At 31.3% G+C, this 16,551-nt stretch carries 13 protein-coding genes, 1 tRNA gene and 3 pseudogenes; 11 read left to right on the top strand and 6 right to left on the bottom strand.

Translation table 11 applies throughout. The features are described 5' to 3' along the window. Positions 1 to 12 precede the first annotated feature (12 nt). The 3 genes from rpoC (at position 13) to DK405_RS03055 (ending at position 7,512) form a co-directional block, all read left to right on the top strand. Positions 13 to 4,203, top strand: a complete 4,191-nt coding sequence (gene rpoC, locus DK405_RS03065) for a DNA-directed RNA polymerase subunit beta' (RefSeq protein WP_045912107.1) — start codon at positions 13 to 15, stop codon at positions 4,201 to 4,203. Positions 4,204 to 4,481: 278 nt separating this feature from the next. Then, complete coding sequence (aspS, locus tag DK405_RS03060) at positions 4,482 to 6,275, top strand: aspartate--tRNA ligase (protein WP_045912106.1); 1,794 nt, start codon at positions 4,482 to 4,484, stop codon at positions 6,273 to 6,275. A gap of 25 nt (positions 6,276 to 6,300) precedes the next feature. Then, a complete protein-coding gene (locus DK405_RS03055) occupies positions 6,301 to 7,512 on the top strand; it encodes a serine hydrolase domain-containing protein (RefSeq protein WP_045912105.1) in 1,212 nt (403 codons plus the stop codon). A gap of 272 nt (positions 7,513 to 7,784) precedes the next feature. Here the strand turns inward: DK405_RS03055 and DK405_RS03050 are convergent, their stop codons facing one another. The 3 genes from DK405_RS03050 to DK405_RS03040 all read right to left on the bottom strand — a co-directional run bounded on the left by DK405_RS03050 (position 7,785) and on the right by DK405_RS03040 (position 11,279). Continuing rightward, entirely contained in the window at positions 7,785 to 8,549 is a 765-nt protein-coding gene (locus DK405_RS03050; RefSeq protein WP_045912104.1) for a hypothetical protein, read from the bottom strand. Between the two features lie 583 nt (positions 8,550 to 9,132). After that, complete coding sequence (locus DK405_RS03045; protein WP_045912103.1) at positions 9,133 to 10,389, bottom strand: MFS transporter; 1,257 nt, start codon at positions 10,387 to 10,389, stop codon at positions 9,133 to 9,135. A 17-nt stretch (positions 10,390 to 10,406) separates the two neighbouring features. Next, positions 10,407 to 11,279, bottom strand: a complete 873-nt coding sequence (locus DK405_RS03040; protein WP_045912102.1) for a DMT family transporter — start codon at positions 11,277 to 11,279, stop codon at positions 10,407 to 10,409. Positions 11,280 to 11,522: 243 nt separating this feature from the next. Here DK405_RS03040 and rpmB point away from each other — a divergent pair, with 243 nt between their 5' ends. The 6 genes from rpmB (at position 11,523) to DK405_RS03000 (ending at position 14,412) form a co-directional block, all read left to right on the top strand. Continuing rightward, positions 11,523 to 11,810, top strand: a complete 288-nt coding sequence (gene rpmB / locus DK405_RS03035; protein ID WP_045912101.1) for a 50S ribosomal protein L28 — start codon at positions 11,523 to 11,525, stop codon at positions 11,808 to 11,810. Between the two features lie 9 nt (positions 11,811 to 11,819). Next, complete coding sequence (gene rpmE / locus DK405_RS03030; RefSeq protein ID WP_012462202.1) at positions 11,820 to 12,044, top strand: 50S ribosomal protein L31; 225 nt, start codon at positions 11,820 to 11,822, stop codon at positions 12,042 to 12,044. An 83-nt stretch (positions 12,045 to 12,127) separates the two neighbouring features. After that, positions 12,128 to 12,202, top strand: a tRNA-Met gene (locus DK405_RS03025). A 117-nt stretch (positions 12,203 to 12,319) separates the two neighbouring features. Then, complete coding sequence (locus tag DK405_RS03020) at positions 12,320 to 12,541, top strand: hypothetical protein (protein WP_011944324.1); 222 nt, start codon at positions 12,320 to 12,322, stop codon at positions 12,539 to 12,541. A 132-nt stretch (positions 12,542 to 12,673) separates the two neighbouring features. Continuing rightward, positions 12,674 to 12,841, top strand: coding sequence for a Trm112 family protein (locus tag DK405_RS03015; RefSeq protein WP_080946428.1), 168 nt, complete (start codon positions 12,674 to 12,676; stop codon positions 12,839 to 12,841). A gap of 995 nt (positions 12,842 to 13,836) precedes the next feature. Beyond that, a complete protein-coding gene (locus tag DK405_RS03000) occupies positions 13,837 to 14,412 on the top strand; it encodes a tyrosine-type recombinase/integrase (protein WP_052691621.1) in 576 nt (191 codons plus the stop codon). A gap of 164 nt (positions 14,413 to 14,576) precedes the next feature. On the opposite strand, the gene DK405_RS14950 is transcribed toward DK405_RS03000, so the two are convergent. The 3 genes and pseudogenes from DK405_RS14950 to DK405_RS02980 all read right to left on the bottom strand — a co-directional run. Continuing rightward, complete coding sequence (locus DK405_RS14950; RefSeq protein ID WP_080946426.1) at positions 14,577 to 14,912, bottom strand: tyrosine-type recombinase/integrase; 336 nt, start codon at positions 14,910 to 14,912, stop codon at positions 14,577 to 14,579. A 12-nt stretch (positions 14,913 to 14,924) separates the two neighbouring features. Next, positions 14,925 to 15,104 carry a hypothetical protein gene (locus tag DK405_RS13775; protein ID WP_064613290.1) on the bottom strand — a complete coding sequence of 60 codons (180 nt, stop codon included), beginning with the start codon at positions 15,102 to 15,104 and terminating at the stop codon, positions 14,925 to 14,927. A 74-nt stretch (positions 15,105 to 15,178) separates the two neighbouring features. Continuing rightward, positions 15,179 to 15,825, bottom strand: a pseudogene (locus DK405_RS02980) (IS5 family transposase); the annotation flags it as partial. 246 nt (positions 15,826 to 16,071) lie between these two features. Between DK405_RS02980 and DK405_RS13765 the strand changes: the two are divergent. After that, a pseudogene (locus DK405_RS13765) lies at positions 16,072 to 16,206 on the top strand (ankyrin repeat domain-containing protein); the annotation flags it as partial. Positions 16,207 to 16,313: 107 nt separating this feature from the next. Beyond that, a pseudogene (locus DK405_RS02970) lies at positions 16,314 to 16,491 on the top strand (IS5/IS1182 family transposase); the annotation flags it as partial. Positions 16,492 to 16,551 lie beyond the last annotated feature (60 nt).

Here is a 16,551-nt window from a genome sequence, read left to right as displayed (position 1 = left end):
GAAAGTATTGTTATGGTCGATATTGCTAATTTTTTTAAAAAGACTAACAAAGCTGATAGTTCACAAGCATTTAATCAGGTTAGGATTAATATTGCCAGTCCTGAGCAGATACGTTCATGGTCTTATGGAGAAGTAACAAAACCAGAAACAATTAATTATCGTACATTTAAACCTGAAAAAGATGGTTTGTTTTGTGCAAAAATTTTTGGGCCAGTTAAAGATTATGAATGTTTATGTGGCAAGTACAAACGGATGAAATATCGAGGTATTGTTTGTGAGAAATGCGGGGTAGAGGTTACGACTTCAAAAGTCAGACGAGAGAGAATGGGGCATATCGAATTAGCTAGCCCAATTGCTCATATTTGGTTTGTGCGGTCATTACCTTCGCGTATAAGTATTTTATTAGATATGAATCTTAAAGATTTAGAGAGGGTAATATATTTTGAAGCTTATATAGTTATGGATCCTGGGTTGTCGCCTTTGCATAAAGGTGATTTATTAACTGAGGAAATGCTTCAGCAAGCACAGAATGAATATGGTGAAGATAATTTTATAGTTGGTATAGGGGCTGAAGCTATACGTACTTTGTTAGCTGAATTGGATTTGAAAAGTTTACGGAATGCATTGCAAGAAGAAGTTAATAATGTTATTAATTCTGACTTTAAAAGAAAAAAAATTCTTAGACGATTAAAGCTTATTGAAGATTTTATAGGTTCTGGTAATAAACCAGAGTGGATGATAGTTACTGTATTGCCTATTATTCCACCTGAACTTAGGCCGCTTGTGATGCTAGATGCTGGGCGATTTGCATCTTCAGATTTAAATGAGCTTTATAGAAGATTGATTAACCGTAATAATCGATTAAAATATTTGAAAAAAGAAGAAGATGGAGTTCCTGGTATTGTTTTGCGTAATGAGCAAAGAATGGTTCAGTTATCAGCGGATACTTTATTTGATAATGGGAAACGTGGTAAAGCTGTTAAAAATAGTAATAAGCGTCCTTTTAAATCTTTAAGTGATATGCTTAAAGGTAAGCAAGGGCGGTTTAGACAAAATTTACTTGGTAAAAGAGTAGATTATTCTGGGCGTTCTGTGATAGTAGTTGGTCCAGAATTAAAATTACATCAATGCGGTTTGCCTAAACAAATGGCTCTGGAGCTCTTTAAGCCATTTGTTTATGCTGAGCTTGAGCGTTGTGGTATTGCTACTACTATTAAAGCAGCTAAGCGAATAGTTGAGTTAGGAACTCCAGATGTCTGGAATGCATTAGCAAAGGTAATTAAACACCACCCGGTACTGTTAAATCGCGCACCTACGTTGCATTGCTTGAGTATACAAGCATTTGAACCTGTATTAATTGAAGATAAAGCAATACAGTTACATCCTTTAGTTTGTACAGCCTTTAACGCTGATTTTGATGGTGACCAGATGGCAGTGCATGTTCCTCTTTCTACTGAAGCACAGTTAGAAGCTAGAGTATTGATGATGTCAACCAATAATATTCTTAGTCCAGCTAATGGAAGGCCGATTATTGTTCCTGATAAAGATATAGTGCTAGGCCTTTATTATTTAACTTTATCTATTGATGGTGAAGTTGGAGAAGGCAGATTATTTGGTAGCATGGCAGAAATACATCATGCTCTGTTTAATAAAGTTGTGAGTTTACATAGTAAGATAAAATTTAGAAAATATATTATTAATGCTGATGGAGATAAGGTTATGGCTTTAGTTAATACTACTCCAGGCAGATTAATTTTAGGCGAGTTATTACCTGATGGTGATAGTATAAGTTTTGATGTAGTTAATAAAGTAATGACTAAAAAAGGTATCTCAGCCATTGTTGATATGGTATATCGTTACTATGGTCAAAAAGCTACTGTTGTTTTTGCTGACAAGCTTATGAAATTGGGATTTAAGTATGCTTGTATGTCAGGTATTTCATTTGGTATGGATGACATGATAGTTCCTGAGACTAAATCTAAACATGTCAATGATACTTTACTTGAGGTTCAGGAATTTGAGAGGCAATACTCTGAAGGATTAATTACTTCTGGTGAAAAATATAATAAAGTGATTGATGCATGGTCAAGATATACTGACAGAGTTGCGAATGATATGATGAAAGGCATTGCTGCTGGAGACCAAACTTCTGTTGGATTAACTAATCAGGAAAGATTAAATTCAATTTTTATGATGGCAGACTCTGAAGCTAGATCTTCTGTTACTCAAATTAAACAGTTAATAGGGAGTAAAGGATTAATAGCTAAGGCGTCAGGAGAAATTATTGATAGACCTATCTTGTCTAATTTTTGTGAAGGATTGACAGTTTTTGAATGTTTTATTGGAATTCCAGGAACACGTAAAGGTTTAGCTGATACTGCTGTAAAGACAAAAGTTTCAGGCCATTTATCTCGTAAGTTAAGCGAATCTGCTCATGGTTATTTTGTTAAAAGAGAGGACTGCGGTACTACAAATGGACTTATCATTACTGCTGTTGTTGAAGGAGGAGTAATTGTAGTTACTTTAGCAGAGCAAGTTTTAGGTAGAGTAGCAGTTAGTAATGTTTATTGTCCAGTTACAAAGGTGTTGATATTACAACAAGGAGAGATGATAGATGAGTATAAGGTTGAGTTAATTAATACAGCAGGAATTAACTCTATTAAGGTACGTTCTGTTCTTACTTGCGAACTGCAAGAAGGAGTATGCGCTAAATGTTATGGTCGTGATTTATCTACTGGTAAGTTAGTTGCTATAGGAACAGCAGTAGGTATTGTTGCGGCTCAATCTATTGGTGAGCCTGGAACTCAGTTAACTATGAGAACGTTCCATATTGGTGGTGCAGCTACTAGAGGAGTTGAAGCTTCATCTTTTGAAGCAATAGTTGATGGTAGAGTTAAGATTATAAATCCAAATTTTGTAGTAAACTCTAATAACAAGTCTGTTATTATGAGTAGATCATGTGAGGTAATATTGGCTGATAATGTAGGTCAAGAAATAACAAGATATAAAGCTCAATATGGTTCTATACTACTCGTGACTGATGGACAAGAAGTTACTAAAGGTACAGCTTTAGTTGTGTGGGACCCATATGCAATGCCTATTGTTACTGAAAAATCTGGTTATGTTATGTTTAAAGATATGATTGATGGAGTTTCAGTTAAGGATATAATAGATGAGTCTACTGGTATTGTTAATAGAGTAATTATTGAGCCTAAACAAGGTAGAGGTGAGGTTGTTTTAAGACCTAGAATTTGCTTATTAGATCAGAATAAGCAGCCTCTTACCTTATCAAATGGATTAGAAGCTGAATACTTTTTGCCAGTGAATTCAATATTGAGTGTTGAAGAAGGAGTGAATGTGAGTGCTGGAGATATTTTAGCTCGTATTCCTCGAGAGTTTGCTGGTACTAAAGATATTACTGGTGGTTTGCCAAGAGTAATAGAATTATTTGAAGCTCGTAAACCTAAAAATCATGCTGTTATAGCTGAGATAGATGGTTGTGTAAAATTTGGCAAAGATTATAAGTCTAAGCGTCGCTTAATACTGCATCCTAATGATGAGAGTCATGAGCCTATTGAATATATTCTACCTAAAGGTAGGCATGTGACAGTAAATGAAGGTGATGTTGTTAAAAAAGGTGATATGTTGATTGAAGGAAGCCCAGTATTACAAGATATTTTAAAAGTTATGGGTGTTGAAGCATTAGGATTATATATAATCAATGAAATTCAAGCAGTTTATAGACTTCAAGGAGTTAAAATTGATAATAAGCATATTGAAGTTATTATTACAAGAATGCTTCAAAAAGTTGAAATTACTGACTCAGGAGATAGTAATTTTGTTATTGAAGAAAAAGTAAATAAACGAGAAGTAATTAATACTAATAAAAAATTAAAAGCAAAAGGATTAAGGGAAGCTCAATATCGTCCAATATTACAGGGTATTACTAAAGCATCATTACAAACTCAATCGTTTATATCTGCTGCTTCATTTCAGGAAACTACAAGAGTTCTTACTGAAGCTGCTATTGCTGGTAAAGTAGATAAGCTTGAAGGATTGAAGGAAAATGTCATTGTAGGGCAAACAATACCGGCTGGTACAGGGTTTTATATTAATGAAATTAAAAAGATAGCACGGCAACGTGATAAAGAAATTATTGCAGCTAGGGAGGAAGAATTACAGGAAAATAATACTGAAGCATAAATTTAACTTAAGTCTAAAGTCTAAAACTAAATATTTTTTTATTGTTAAATGAATTGTTATTTAAGCTAAATGTAGTTGAGGTTGCTTATTCGATCTATTATTAAATATATAATTTGAAGTTATTATTTATAATTTGGAGATGTTGACATTTGTAATTATACTCTGTAAGTATTATAATCATACCTTCTAGTTTTTAGATACAAAATTGATGAAATGTATTTTGTATCATTTGGTATCTAAAATCATTTTAAGTATTAAAATATAACTAATAATTTAATATGAATAAATACAGAACACATACATGCGGGGAGCTTAATTTAGTCCACGTTGGGCTGCAAGTTAAGTTATCAGGATGGTTATATAGAAGGCGTGATCATGGTGGTTTATTGTTTATTGATTTAAGAGATCATTATGGTATTATTCAACTTGTATTCAATGATGATTGTTCTATTATCCAAGCAGAAATTAGTAAAATAAAATTTGAAACTGTGATTACTGTGGATGGGACTGTTGTTGCTAGAAGTAATGAAACTATTAACAAGAATATTAGTACTGGCGATGTTGAAGTAGTAGTAAGCAGTTATGTTGTTGAATCATTTGCTGAAGAGTTACCTTTACAAATTAATGGTGAATATGAAGCTCCAGAAGAAACTAGGTTAAAGTACCGCTTTCTTGACCTGCGTGGAGCAAGATTACATCAGAATATTGTGTTAAGATCAAAAGTGATTCAAGAGCTAAGAAATCAGATGCTCAGTAATGGTTTTATTGAATTTCAAACACCTATACTTACAGCAAGCTCTCCTGAAGGAGCTAGAGATTTTTTGGTACCAAGTAGATTGCATCCTGGTAAATTTTATGCTTTACCACAAGCTCCTCAACAGTTTAAGCAGTTAATAATGATGTCAGGATTTGATAAATATTTTCAAATTGCTCCGTGTTTTAGGGATGAGGATGCAAGAGCTGATCGATCTCCAGGAGAGTTTTATCAATTAGATATTGAAATGGCTTTTGTTACTCAAGAAGATGTTTTTGGGCTTGTTGAACCAGTTCTTTACGATACATTTAAAAAATTTTCTAATTACTCTATTACTGATATACCATTTCCACGTATTACTTACAATGAGTCAATGCTAAGGTATGGTTCAGATAAGCCAGATTTACGTAATCCTATTCAGATTAGTGATGTAACTGATATTTTTCAATGCTCTGAGTTTTCTAACTTAAAAGATAGTATTAATTGTGGGGCTGTTGTAAGAGCAATTCCAGCACCAATGTCAGCTAATAGGCCTCGCAGCTTTTTTGATAAAATGATTGAATATGCTAAACATCTTGGTGCTAGTGGGCTAGCGTACATTCAGTTTACTAATGATGGTGTTAAGGGATCTATAGCTAAATTTTTTGATGAAGCATTATTAGCTCAAATTAAAAAACTGGTTAAATGCCAGGATGGAGATGCAATATTTTTTATTTGTGATAAAGAAAATGATGCTACTAAAGTTGCAGCTAAAATTAGAGCTAAAGTAGGAGAAGAGCTAAACATAATAAAAACAGATTGTTATAAATTTTGTTGGGTTATTGATTTTCCTTTTTATCAGTTAGATTCTGAAATAAATAAAATAACATTTAGTCATAATCCTTTTTCGATGCCACAAGGAGGAATAGAAGCTTTTAATAAAGCTAAAACTGTTGAGGATTTACTTAGTATTAAAGCGTTTCAATATGATATAGTGTGTAATGGAGTTGAGTTATCTAGTGGGGCTATTAGAAATCATAAGCCAGATTTAATGTATAAGGCATTTGCTATAGCTGGTTATTCAAAAGATGAGGTTGATAAGCAATTTGGAGCAATGATTAGGGCGTTTAGCTATGGAGCTCCACCTCATGGAGGAATTGCTCCTGGAATTGATCGAATACTAATGCTATTAACTAATTCTGTTAATATTCGTGAAGTGATAGCATTTCCAATGAATCAACAGGCTGAAGATTTATTAATGGGAGCTCCTGCAGCTGTAACTGACAAACAATTACAGGAGTTACAGCTAAAGTTAATATCTAAAGAAAGAATTAAATAAATTATTTTAATAAAAGAATATAGATATGAAGATAATGAAAATAACAAAATTTTATATTTTATTAGTATTGATTTTACTACTAATACCAAGCGCTTCTTTTGCTAAAAGCAATAAAACTATGAGTAAGGATATTAGTAACTATCTAAAGAATATGAATATTAATGCTAGTTATTATATTGCTACTGATAAAAATAAAATTATTGCTCGAGGAGCAGTAGGGCATTTTGATTGCAGTACAAAACAACATAAAATAAAGTATGATGTTTTGATGCCAATTGCTTCTGTTACTAAGTCAATGACTGCAGTTGCTATTATGATTCTGCATGAGCAGGGGAAATTAAAGTTAGATGATTGTATTGCTAAGCACATACCTGAGAATTATTGGCTTAATGGCAAAATTCCTGCTTGGAGTAATACAGTAAGTATTCATCAGCTGCTGAGTCATACTAGCGGTATAGTAGATCCTAAAGGTATAAACAGTTCAGATGTTTCTAAAAAGTTGTTTAGACCAGAAATGAGTGATATGGAAATTAAACAAATTATATTAAATTCCATTGTTGATCAGCAGTTACAATCTGTTGGGCAGTACCATTATTCTAATATAGGGTATTTTATTTTAGGTCTGATCATTGAGAATGTGAGTAAGCAAGAACTAAAAGATTTTTTTGCTGAAAATTTATTTAAACCGCTAAAAATGAATAATACATACCTATTAACTTTTCGAGAAGGATTCAAGATACAAATGCTAGGTAGTAAAAGAATTCCAGATACATGCGTGTTTCAGCGGGATATGAATCAGAAAGATGTATCATTAGTAAAATTACAGAGTAGGGTGCTTGCTACTTTTTCTGCAGGAGGAGTTATATCTAATGTACATGATCTCCATAAATGGAATTTAGCTTTACATAATATGCAAATTGTTAGTAAGGATTCATATATAAAAATGACAACATCGCATGCTGTGATTAATGATACAGATGAAAATGAGTTATTTACAGAGTCATATTACGGGTATGGATTAAAAATTGGATTATTGGCTAATGGAAAGAAAGTTTATGGTCATAATGGTAATTATTGTGCAAGAAGTGAGTTATGGTATGTACCATCTAAGTCAGTTAGTATTGCAATGCTAAGTAATGTCTTTATACCTAAATTATTAATTAATGATCCTGCTGCAGAGCAGTTTAATGTTCAATCATTATTGAATTATGTGATAACTAGACTCTATTCTTGTTAAAGAAAAAATAAAAAAAGAAGCAATGCAGCAACTAAATAGTTTTATCTAAGAATATTCCATTGCTGGATCTGCTGCTTTAAATAGCAGGAGCATAGCAATGCTTTAGTATTGCTATGCATTTCCTCCCTCACTCTTTTTTTTCTTATATTGTGTGAATTTTTATACTGTTACTGGTTGCTCATAAAAGCATTGCTAGTAAAATAAAACTCTACAGGACAAAAGTTTTTCTCTTTCCCAATTTTAAATAAAACGCAAACGTAATACATTCATAGTTACTTACTATATCCACCTTTTTTGCTTTTGGCAGTTGGAGTTGTTTTTGGAGTAGCAGAAGGATTAAGATTGCTGCTGCTTAGCAGTTTTGCAGTTTCTAAAAAAGCTGCAGAAGAGCTTGCTAAATTTTCAGAAGATGCTAGTAAAGATTTTTTAGTATGCTTGCTCTTGCTGCTATCCTCCTCCTCTCTTGTGCTGCTATGCCCATACTTCTCAGCTAATTGTTCAGCAAGTGCTGCAAATCCTGCAGCTCCACCTTTGAATGAAGCATGCGCTGGTTCTTCTGGGGATGTAGTTGTGGTACCACCAATACCTTTTTCAGGAGTATCACTACTTATTGTACTACTATAAAGCTTTTTTAATTTATTATATACGCTTTGTAGTATACTAGGGTCCTCTTGCACAATCTTTTCAGCTTCTTCAATAAAACTACTAATTTTATTCATAGAGTTGGATATACTTTGATCTGGTTCTCCTGTTATCCATTCCTTGATTGTTGATATAAACTTAGTAAGTGCTTTTATTAATGATGTCCAAATAGGTTCAGTATTAGTAGGCTCGTTATTTAATTTCAGCTTTTCTAGTTCTTCCTGTGAGCTCGTTAGCCCATCTAGAAGATTCTTTGATTGTTCAGTAAGTCCATGCTTCTTGATATACTTGTCGAGTTGTTGCTCTAAACCTTTTAATGATTGTTCTAATTCTGCTATTTTAGTAACTAATAGTTCTTCTTTATCTTCTGATGAATCTGAAACTGTACGTGGCATATTAGTAATACTACTATAAATTGATAAAAACTACATTAATTATAATTTGTTATATTGAAAATAGCAAATTAAAATATTTTGAGAATGTGAGATGTGAAGTTATGTATATGATTGTTTGACTATGAAAATAGATTAAACATGTTGTTCTGCCAAGGTAGCCTGTGTTGATATATGCAAAGAAGTGATTCGATATATAAAAAAAAGCTATTAGGACAATGTACTCGACTCGAAAGGGGATCGGAATCGTGAGAGGAAGATTAGATTACTAGTCTCATGTGGTTAGAGGCAGGCTAGAATGGTAAGGTTAACATAAGTGAACTACTAAATGTCGTTATTAATAAAAAGCCAAAGATACTGTCAGGCTTTGCTTAAAAGAGAAGTGATCTGGTTATTTGCTTTGGCACTTGGCAATAGTATAGGAGAACAGAAAAAGCGAATGCTATAGCTAACCTAGTATAAAACAGTTATGTTATATACTTCTTGAAAAGTATATCTAGATCATAGTGATAGTCAAACTATTATGACTATTTTATAGTAGTTTGGTTATAGCAAGATCGATTTTCAATATATTCTATCATATTTCTTATATATCTGAACTTTGTTTATATAAACATATTCCTATCAAGCTTATAAGTGAGCAAGCTATAATATAATATGCTACAGAATTAAGAGAGCCTGTAGTTTGCACTAAATACTCAAAAATAATTGGAGCAGTGCCGCCAAAAATACTTACTGAAATATTGTATGATAAAGATAATGCTGTATTTCTAATGTTATTAGAATACAATGCACTTTGCATAGCTGGTTCAGCCCCTATATATAATGCTGCTAAAATCGCTATTGCGACTTGAGCACAAATAACCAGATTGAAGTTTTCTTGCTCTAGTAATTGAGTTATGAATCCGATAGATAATATAATTAATGTAATGATTGTTGTGTATAATTTTTTAGCCCCTATTCGATCATATAGCCATCCACTAAACAGTGTAACTATAGCCATTATTATACAGCAACATCTGTTTAGAAAATCAATTGCTATTTTATCAAATCCTTTGTTAAACTCTAAGTAATTTATTAAATACGCTGCTTCAAAGTAAAATATAACTGATCCAGTAGAGTTAATCATAATAGAAATCAATATATCTTTCCAGTGTAATCTCAAAGTTTTTCTGAGTGGAAACTTTTCAATTTTATTAGCAGTTTGCATCTGCTTAAAAATTGGAGTATCCTGAATAGCATATTTAATATAAATGCCTAGTAAAATTATTGGAGAGCCGAGTAAAAATGGAATGCGCCAGCCCCAATTATTAAACTGTTCTGGAGTTAGGATAGCTTTAATTAAGTATGATGTTAGTAATCCTAGCAATATACCGATACATAAGCTAGACATCAATAAACTACCAAGTAGTCCATGATTTTTTTTATTGCTATGTTCAATTAAGAATGAAACTGAACCGGTTAAATTGCCTCCAACAGATAATCCTTGTAGCAACCTAGTTATGGTGATAATAATAGTAGCACTGATTCCTATTGATTGATAAGTAGGTAGAATGCCGATAATTGTAGTTGGTAAAGAAATGCATATTACTGACATTGCTACTGCTTCTTTTCTGCCGAATTTATCTCCTATAATACCAAAAAATACACCTCCAATTGGCCTAACTAAATATCCTACTGCAAAAACTAAGAACGCCTCTAATAAAATAGCTGATTGATTAGCTTTTGGAAAAAAGTTGTTTGCAATAGTAATGGAGAAATGAATGAATAACGTATAATCATACCACTCGAAGATATTAGCAATACAGCTACTTAGAATAATTTTGTAATTTTTGTTTAGCATTTAAAAATTAATAATTTTTAATGTTTGTTGATATTAGCTTTTTCAGTATAAAATATGAAAGTAGTTGAAAAAATTAAAATTGCCCCTCCAAACAAAATATCATAGCTTACTGCTTCGTTAAAATATAAAAATCCAGCTATAGCAGAAAGTATTAGCTCTATGTAGCGGTAAGGAGCAACAGCGCTACTATCTACTAAACTAAAAGCTTTAAGAAGAAAATAGAGAATTAAATTAGCGCTACAACCTAAAATAAAAATTAAAGGCCAATAGGTATAGTTTAGAGGTTTCCATGAGTAATATGCAAATGGTAATGCTACAATAGTAGTGAAAAAAGCAGAATAAAATAACATTGATAGCATTGATTCGCTATTAACAAATTTTTTATTAATAATATCAAGTATAGCAAAAATAAATGCTGATAAGAACAGCACTAAAATTCTAATATCAAATATTGTTTTAGTTGTTGGTATTGCAATTATTACTCCTATAAATCCTAATATAGTCGCAACCCATCTATACCATTTAACATCTTCGTTGAGTACTAGATTAGCTAAAATTAATGTAATTAATGGAATAGAAAAAGATATAATTGTTACTGATGCTACAGACGTGATTGTTAGTCCATATACCCATGTTGATAGAGAGCAAAATAATAATATTCCTCTTAGAAAATGTATTTTTAATGTTTTGCTCTTAAGAGTTTTTATACCAGTAAACAATATAAATGGTATTAGTGCTAAAGTGCTTCCAAAAGATCTAAGAAATGATATTTGAGCAGCGCTAAGGCTTAAGCCTATTTTTTTGGATATTATATCATTTAGCACACTACATAATAATGCTAGAAAAAACCAAAGAATTCCTTTCAAATAGTTGTGTAAGTCAGAATTCATAATTCTTAAGTTGCAAATGCATGTATGTTTTACTTGTTAAGTTTTAATATATCAAAATTAGCTTTTACAAGGTAGCATCTTTGTATTAATATACTAAAAATTATTAATTATACAGATTATATAGTAATTTTCCATACAACTAGATAATTTTATAAATAAATAAAATTATAGCTTGACACAATGCTAGTAAGTGTTAGTATAAGGTACTTAACATTGTAATAGTTCAATAGTTTTAAGATTAATATGTCAAGAGTTTGTGAATTAACAGGTGTAAGTGTTCAATCAGGACATAATGTATCTCATTCTCAAAGAAAAACTAAGCGTAAATTTTTACCTAATTTACAAAATGTATCTTTGTTTAGTGATAGCCTTAAAAAGGCTTTTAAATTTAAAGTTGCAGCAAGAGCAATGAGAACGCTAGATAAAGTTGGGGGATTAGATTGTTATCTTTTATCTGCTAGTGATAAAACTTTATCTAAGTCTGCTATAGAAGTAAAGAAGATCATTAAAAACAATGAAAGTAAAAGTTAAATTTTGATTATGAAAAAGAATATTCATCCTCCTTATAAACGGCTATTGGTTAAAATTAGTGGTGATACTTTTGAAGTTATGTCTACATATCCTGGTGATGAGGTTTTAATGGATGTAGATTATAGAACACATCCTGCATGGACTGGAAAAGGAAGAAACGTATTTGATACATCAAATAAGGATATTAATGAATTTAATAACCGGTTTCCAGGGTTATTCACTACTAAAAAATAGTTGTTTTTAGTATAATGTTGTTATATATTGTAATATAGTATCAGCGTTATAAATTTAAGAAGAATATTAAGTTATAAGTTTAACGCGGAGTAGAGCAGTGGTAGCTCGTCAGGCTCATAACCTGAAGGTCATAGGTTCAAGTCCTATCTCCGCAACCATTATTTCTTGATTATAAAAGTTTTAGCAGCGCTTATACTTGAAGTATTTTACTAAAGATTAAATTTTTAACATTATATTTATCACCAAAGCATCAATCTAATAATTAGGAGTTAAACATGTCTAAGGGCAAAGCAAAAACTGCATCTAAGAATAACCCTACTGTTCGTGAGGTAGCCAAAGGTTATTTTTATAATAAGCAAAAAATTAAGCCTGTAAAATTAATAACTTCATCTCGCTCTTTCTTAGCAGCTGAATATGAAAGCACAGGCGAAGTGGTTCTAGATTTAGATGGCCAACCAATTACTTGGCAACAAGCTGTATTATCAATTGATAATTAGTAGAGCCAGGTTAATTTAAATTACTTAGCTTTAATCCATAATTAACTACATAATATTATTAGTTTGATGTTAAGTAATTTTTACTGAATTTTTATTATTAAATAGCATCTTGCATAAGTTCTATAAGTAATTATGAAAATTTCTACTAGCCTTCTCAACATTTTAGTATGTCCAGTTACTAAAAGTAAGTTAGTTTATGACGAAAAAAGTAGCACTTTAATAAGCAAGGAAGCTAGATTAGCTTATCCAATTAAAAATGGAATACCTGTATTATTACCAGATCAAGCTACAAAAATTTAAACTTGTAAAATTAGCGGAGTTATAGATGGTGTATTTAAAAAGTTTTTTTGACTCACTTAGCGCATAAACAGTTATGCAATTCAACTTGCGCATCATCAAAAAGCTAAAAAGTTTGATTTATATAGTCAATGTTCTCGTACAATCATAAAAGCTAGATGGAATTTTATACAAAGTAAGGAATAGTATGTGAGTCAAGATAAGGTGAATTAATCTTCTGCTAAAAGCCTAGTTATGGAAGGAGAAGCTAGCTCAACCATATAGCGAGTCTTGTGCAGTTGAAGGTAACGACAGTAGTAAAGCGTAGACAGTGAAACATTCTAACTGAAACCAAATGGTGAACGTGATAGCTCCGAAAGTATGATGTAGTGGAAGCCAATATGCTCTACTACATAGTAGGCAAAAGAAGATTGGAGGTCAAACTAGTGAAAATTCAAAAATTTTCAACCACGGGTGGCGTAGGCGTCAGCGAGTTTGTAAAGATTAATGACACAACTTGAGAAGTCCTTATAACTCTTACGTAATTAGGTAAGTATTCAAAGTATAAGTGTGAAACATAAGGATTTGGAGATGATGTAAGGATGGCTGAGTTAGCCAATTGATACATGAATTTAACTGTAGATGTATTAATATTATTTGTCAATATGACAATAATATCTTAATGTTAATTGCGAAAATATAACGAAATTTATGTCTAATATTTGGCTAGTTGAAGTGCTAATTTTTAATCAAGCAACTTGAATTTATAGTTGATAAGCTTAGAGTAACCTTCAGTTGATAACGTCGCTTAAAAATATTTTTTATTTTTACAAAAGTATTTGCTATTAAATAAAAATCATACTACAGACTATAAGTTTAAGCTAATTTTAAAAATTAATAAGTTATTATTTAATTACTTCAATTTAAAATTAATGAAGGGTGATAAATATGCCAGTAACAGTATTTAAATTTACACAATCAGCATTAAATAAAATAAAAGTACAAACGAAATTGGACAGGTGCATGTAAAATATACTGAATATAGTAGTCTTTATCATAAAAGTTGGAAGAGAACCGCTGAAAGAATAAAGATATATGCAGCATTTTTATACAATAAAAAGATATCAAAGATTACCAAAGAAGATATTCAAAAAATTTTTGATGAAATAACAGCAAGAAAGCACTATGTGACAGCAAACAATATTCTTATGAACTTAAATCCTATATTCAATAAGGCTATAGAGTGGGGATTAATAGATAAAAATCCTGTTCATGGAATAAAAAGGTACAAGCAAGAATCAAGATTTAGATATGTAACAAATGAAGAAATGGAAAGAGTAATGAAAGTGCTGGCAGAGAAAGAAAATAGTCAATTAACAGAAAAGCAAAAACAATCAAAGATATCAGAAAAACTGTTTTTATTTACAGCTTTATTCACAGCATCTCGTAGTGGCAATACATTAGGAATGAGATGGGATGAGATAAGCCTTAGCGAAAAAATATTGTGTATACCAAAAACTAAGAGTAAAAATGGTAAAACTCTATATATAGGGTTAGCAGATAAATTAGCAGATAAATTAATAGAAGTATTGTAAACCAGAAAACTATGCTCAAACCCATATACTTCAACGGCCTTGATAACGCCCAACATAATTTTTGATTTTGCATAATTACCTTCAGCCTCAATTGAAGAATGAGATTTCTCATTCTACTACTGTGATTTTCAAAAATTTACAAAATCTATCTAATATATCAAGCCTTATTTCTCAGATAAGCTGTTTATTATCTGTCTTTCTTCTTGGCGACCTAATGATGCTAAGATTTCAGGTATTATCTTGTCTAGTTCAGTATTAGCATTATCACTTGTTAATATATTGTTTACAACTTTATTTGTAGCTGCTTTTACCTTATCTACACTAATTTTAGTATAAATTTTAGCTGTTGTTGAAATACGACTATGCCATAACATTTCAGCTATTATCTGTAGTTCTTCTCTATTATTTATCGACCAAGTTGCAAACGTTCTTCTAAGATCATGTATTGTTACATTCGGTATTCCAGATTTTTTGCGAATTTTATCCCATGCACATTGTATTGCCTCATTTGATCAGTGTTTGCTATTATCTCTTGGGCTTGGCAATACCCATTCACTATTTGTTTCTTGCTTTAGGTATTTCAATATTGTTATTAATGCATCAGCTAATCCTATATATAGTGTCTTTCCACTTTTACTCTTAGTTTTTTTGGGTATATGCCATATTTTCTCTTCAAATCTTATCTCTTTCACATCTCATTCCTGAGACATTACTTTTACAGGCTGCAGTTAATAAACTACACAGTGTTTTTTGGCTGTTTTTTCGTCTTATCATTTTTAGTTAAAGGATTTTTCTTGCTTTTTTTCTTTGGTAATTCAGAATTATTGTGAATTTTTTGTATGCCTTGATATCCTGTATCAGTAATCACTTTTACCTTAGGATGGATAAGAATTTTGGATTTCTTAAATAATCTAAAGTCATGTTTTTTACCGTTAGAAAAATCTGTACATATTACTTGGCGCATTTTCTTATCTGCCACTATTTGAGTTTTTAGTGTATGCCTTTTCTTCTTTCCTGAATAATAGAATTTTTGTTTTTTTTAGGTCTTTCTATAGGACTTTCAGTAGCATCAATCAAGACTACTTCATAATTCATATCACTCTTCATTAGAGCTTTACGATATGGAAGAGTAAAGTTTGGGTGTTTAACTAGGGTATCTTCTACCCATTTTACAGCTTTATATGCTGAACTTTCACTAATCCCATAGTTTTGGCCTATATGGGAATAAGTACGGTATTCTCTAAGGTATTCTAATACCATCAGCAACTGTTCCTCCAAATTGAGCTTATTTTTACGTACAGCTTTTGATTTCTTAAGACCATCAGCTTTCCTCAAAATATCTACCATCTTTGAAAATGTTCCCTTCCTTACTCCTGTTAATCGACGAAATTTTTCATCCTTTAACTCTTTAATCTAATCGAATTTCATTATTACCTCAAATCAGATCTTTATAACACTATTCTACATCATTCTCTACTTTCGAAAGAAGTCTATTATTATCCAAAACATACCTTTATTATAGCCAATCTACTATAAAACAGTTATATTATATACTTTTTAAAAAGCGTATCTAGGTCATAGTGGCAGCAAATCATTATAACTGTTTTATAGCAGCTTAGCTATATTAATGCAAGATATGATAAATGAGAAACTCTACTACATATTGCTGTTTGCGCTGAAAGCATAGATGTTATACAGCTTTTGATTGATTATGGTGCTAATATTGATGCAAAAGATGATAACGGCATAATTCATATAGATTATGCTGTTAAAAGCTGTAATGTAGATTTATAGCTAGACCAGTATAAAATAGTTATGTTATATACTTTTTAAAAATAGACTTCTGTCGAAAGTAGAGAATGATGTAGAATAGTGTTATAAAGATCTGATTTGAGGTAATAATGAAATGTGATCAGATTAAAGAGTTAAAGGATGAAAAATTTCGTCGATTAACAGGAGTAAGGAATGGAACATTCTCAAAGATGGTGGATATTTTGAGGAAAGCTGATGGTCTTAAGAAATCAAAAGAAAAATAAGCTCAATTTGGAGGAACAGTTGCTGATGGTATTAGAATACCTTGTATGTTTCATATACTTTACAGGTAATAGAACATTATTTTTTACTGCTATGTATTAACTT

Origin of the sequence: Orientia tsutsugamushi (genome assembly GCF_900327275.1) — a bacterium.
GTDB classification, from domain to species: Bacteria; Pseudomonadota; Alphaproteobacteria; order Rickettsiales; family Rickettsiaceae; genus Orientia; species Orientia tsutsugamushi.
This window is presented reverse-complemented; position numbering and strand designations above follow the sequence as displayed.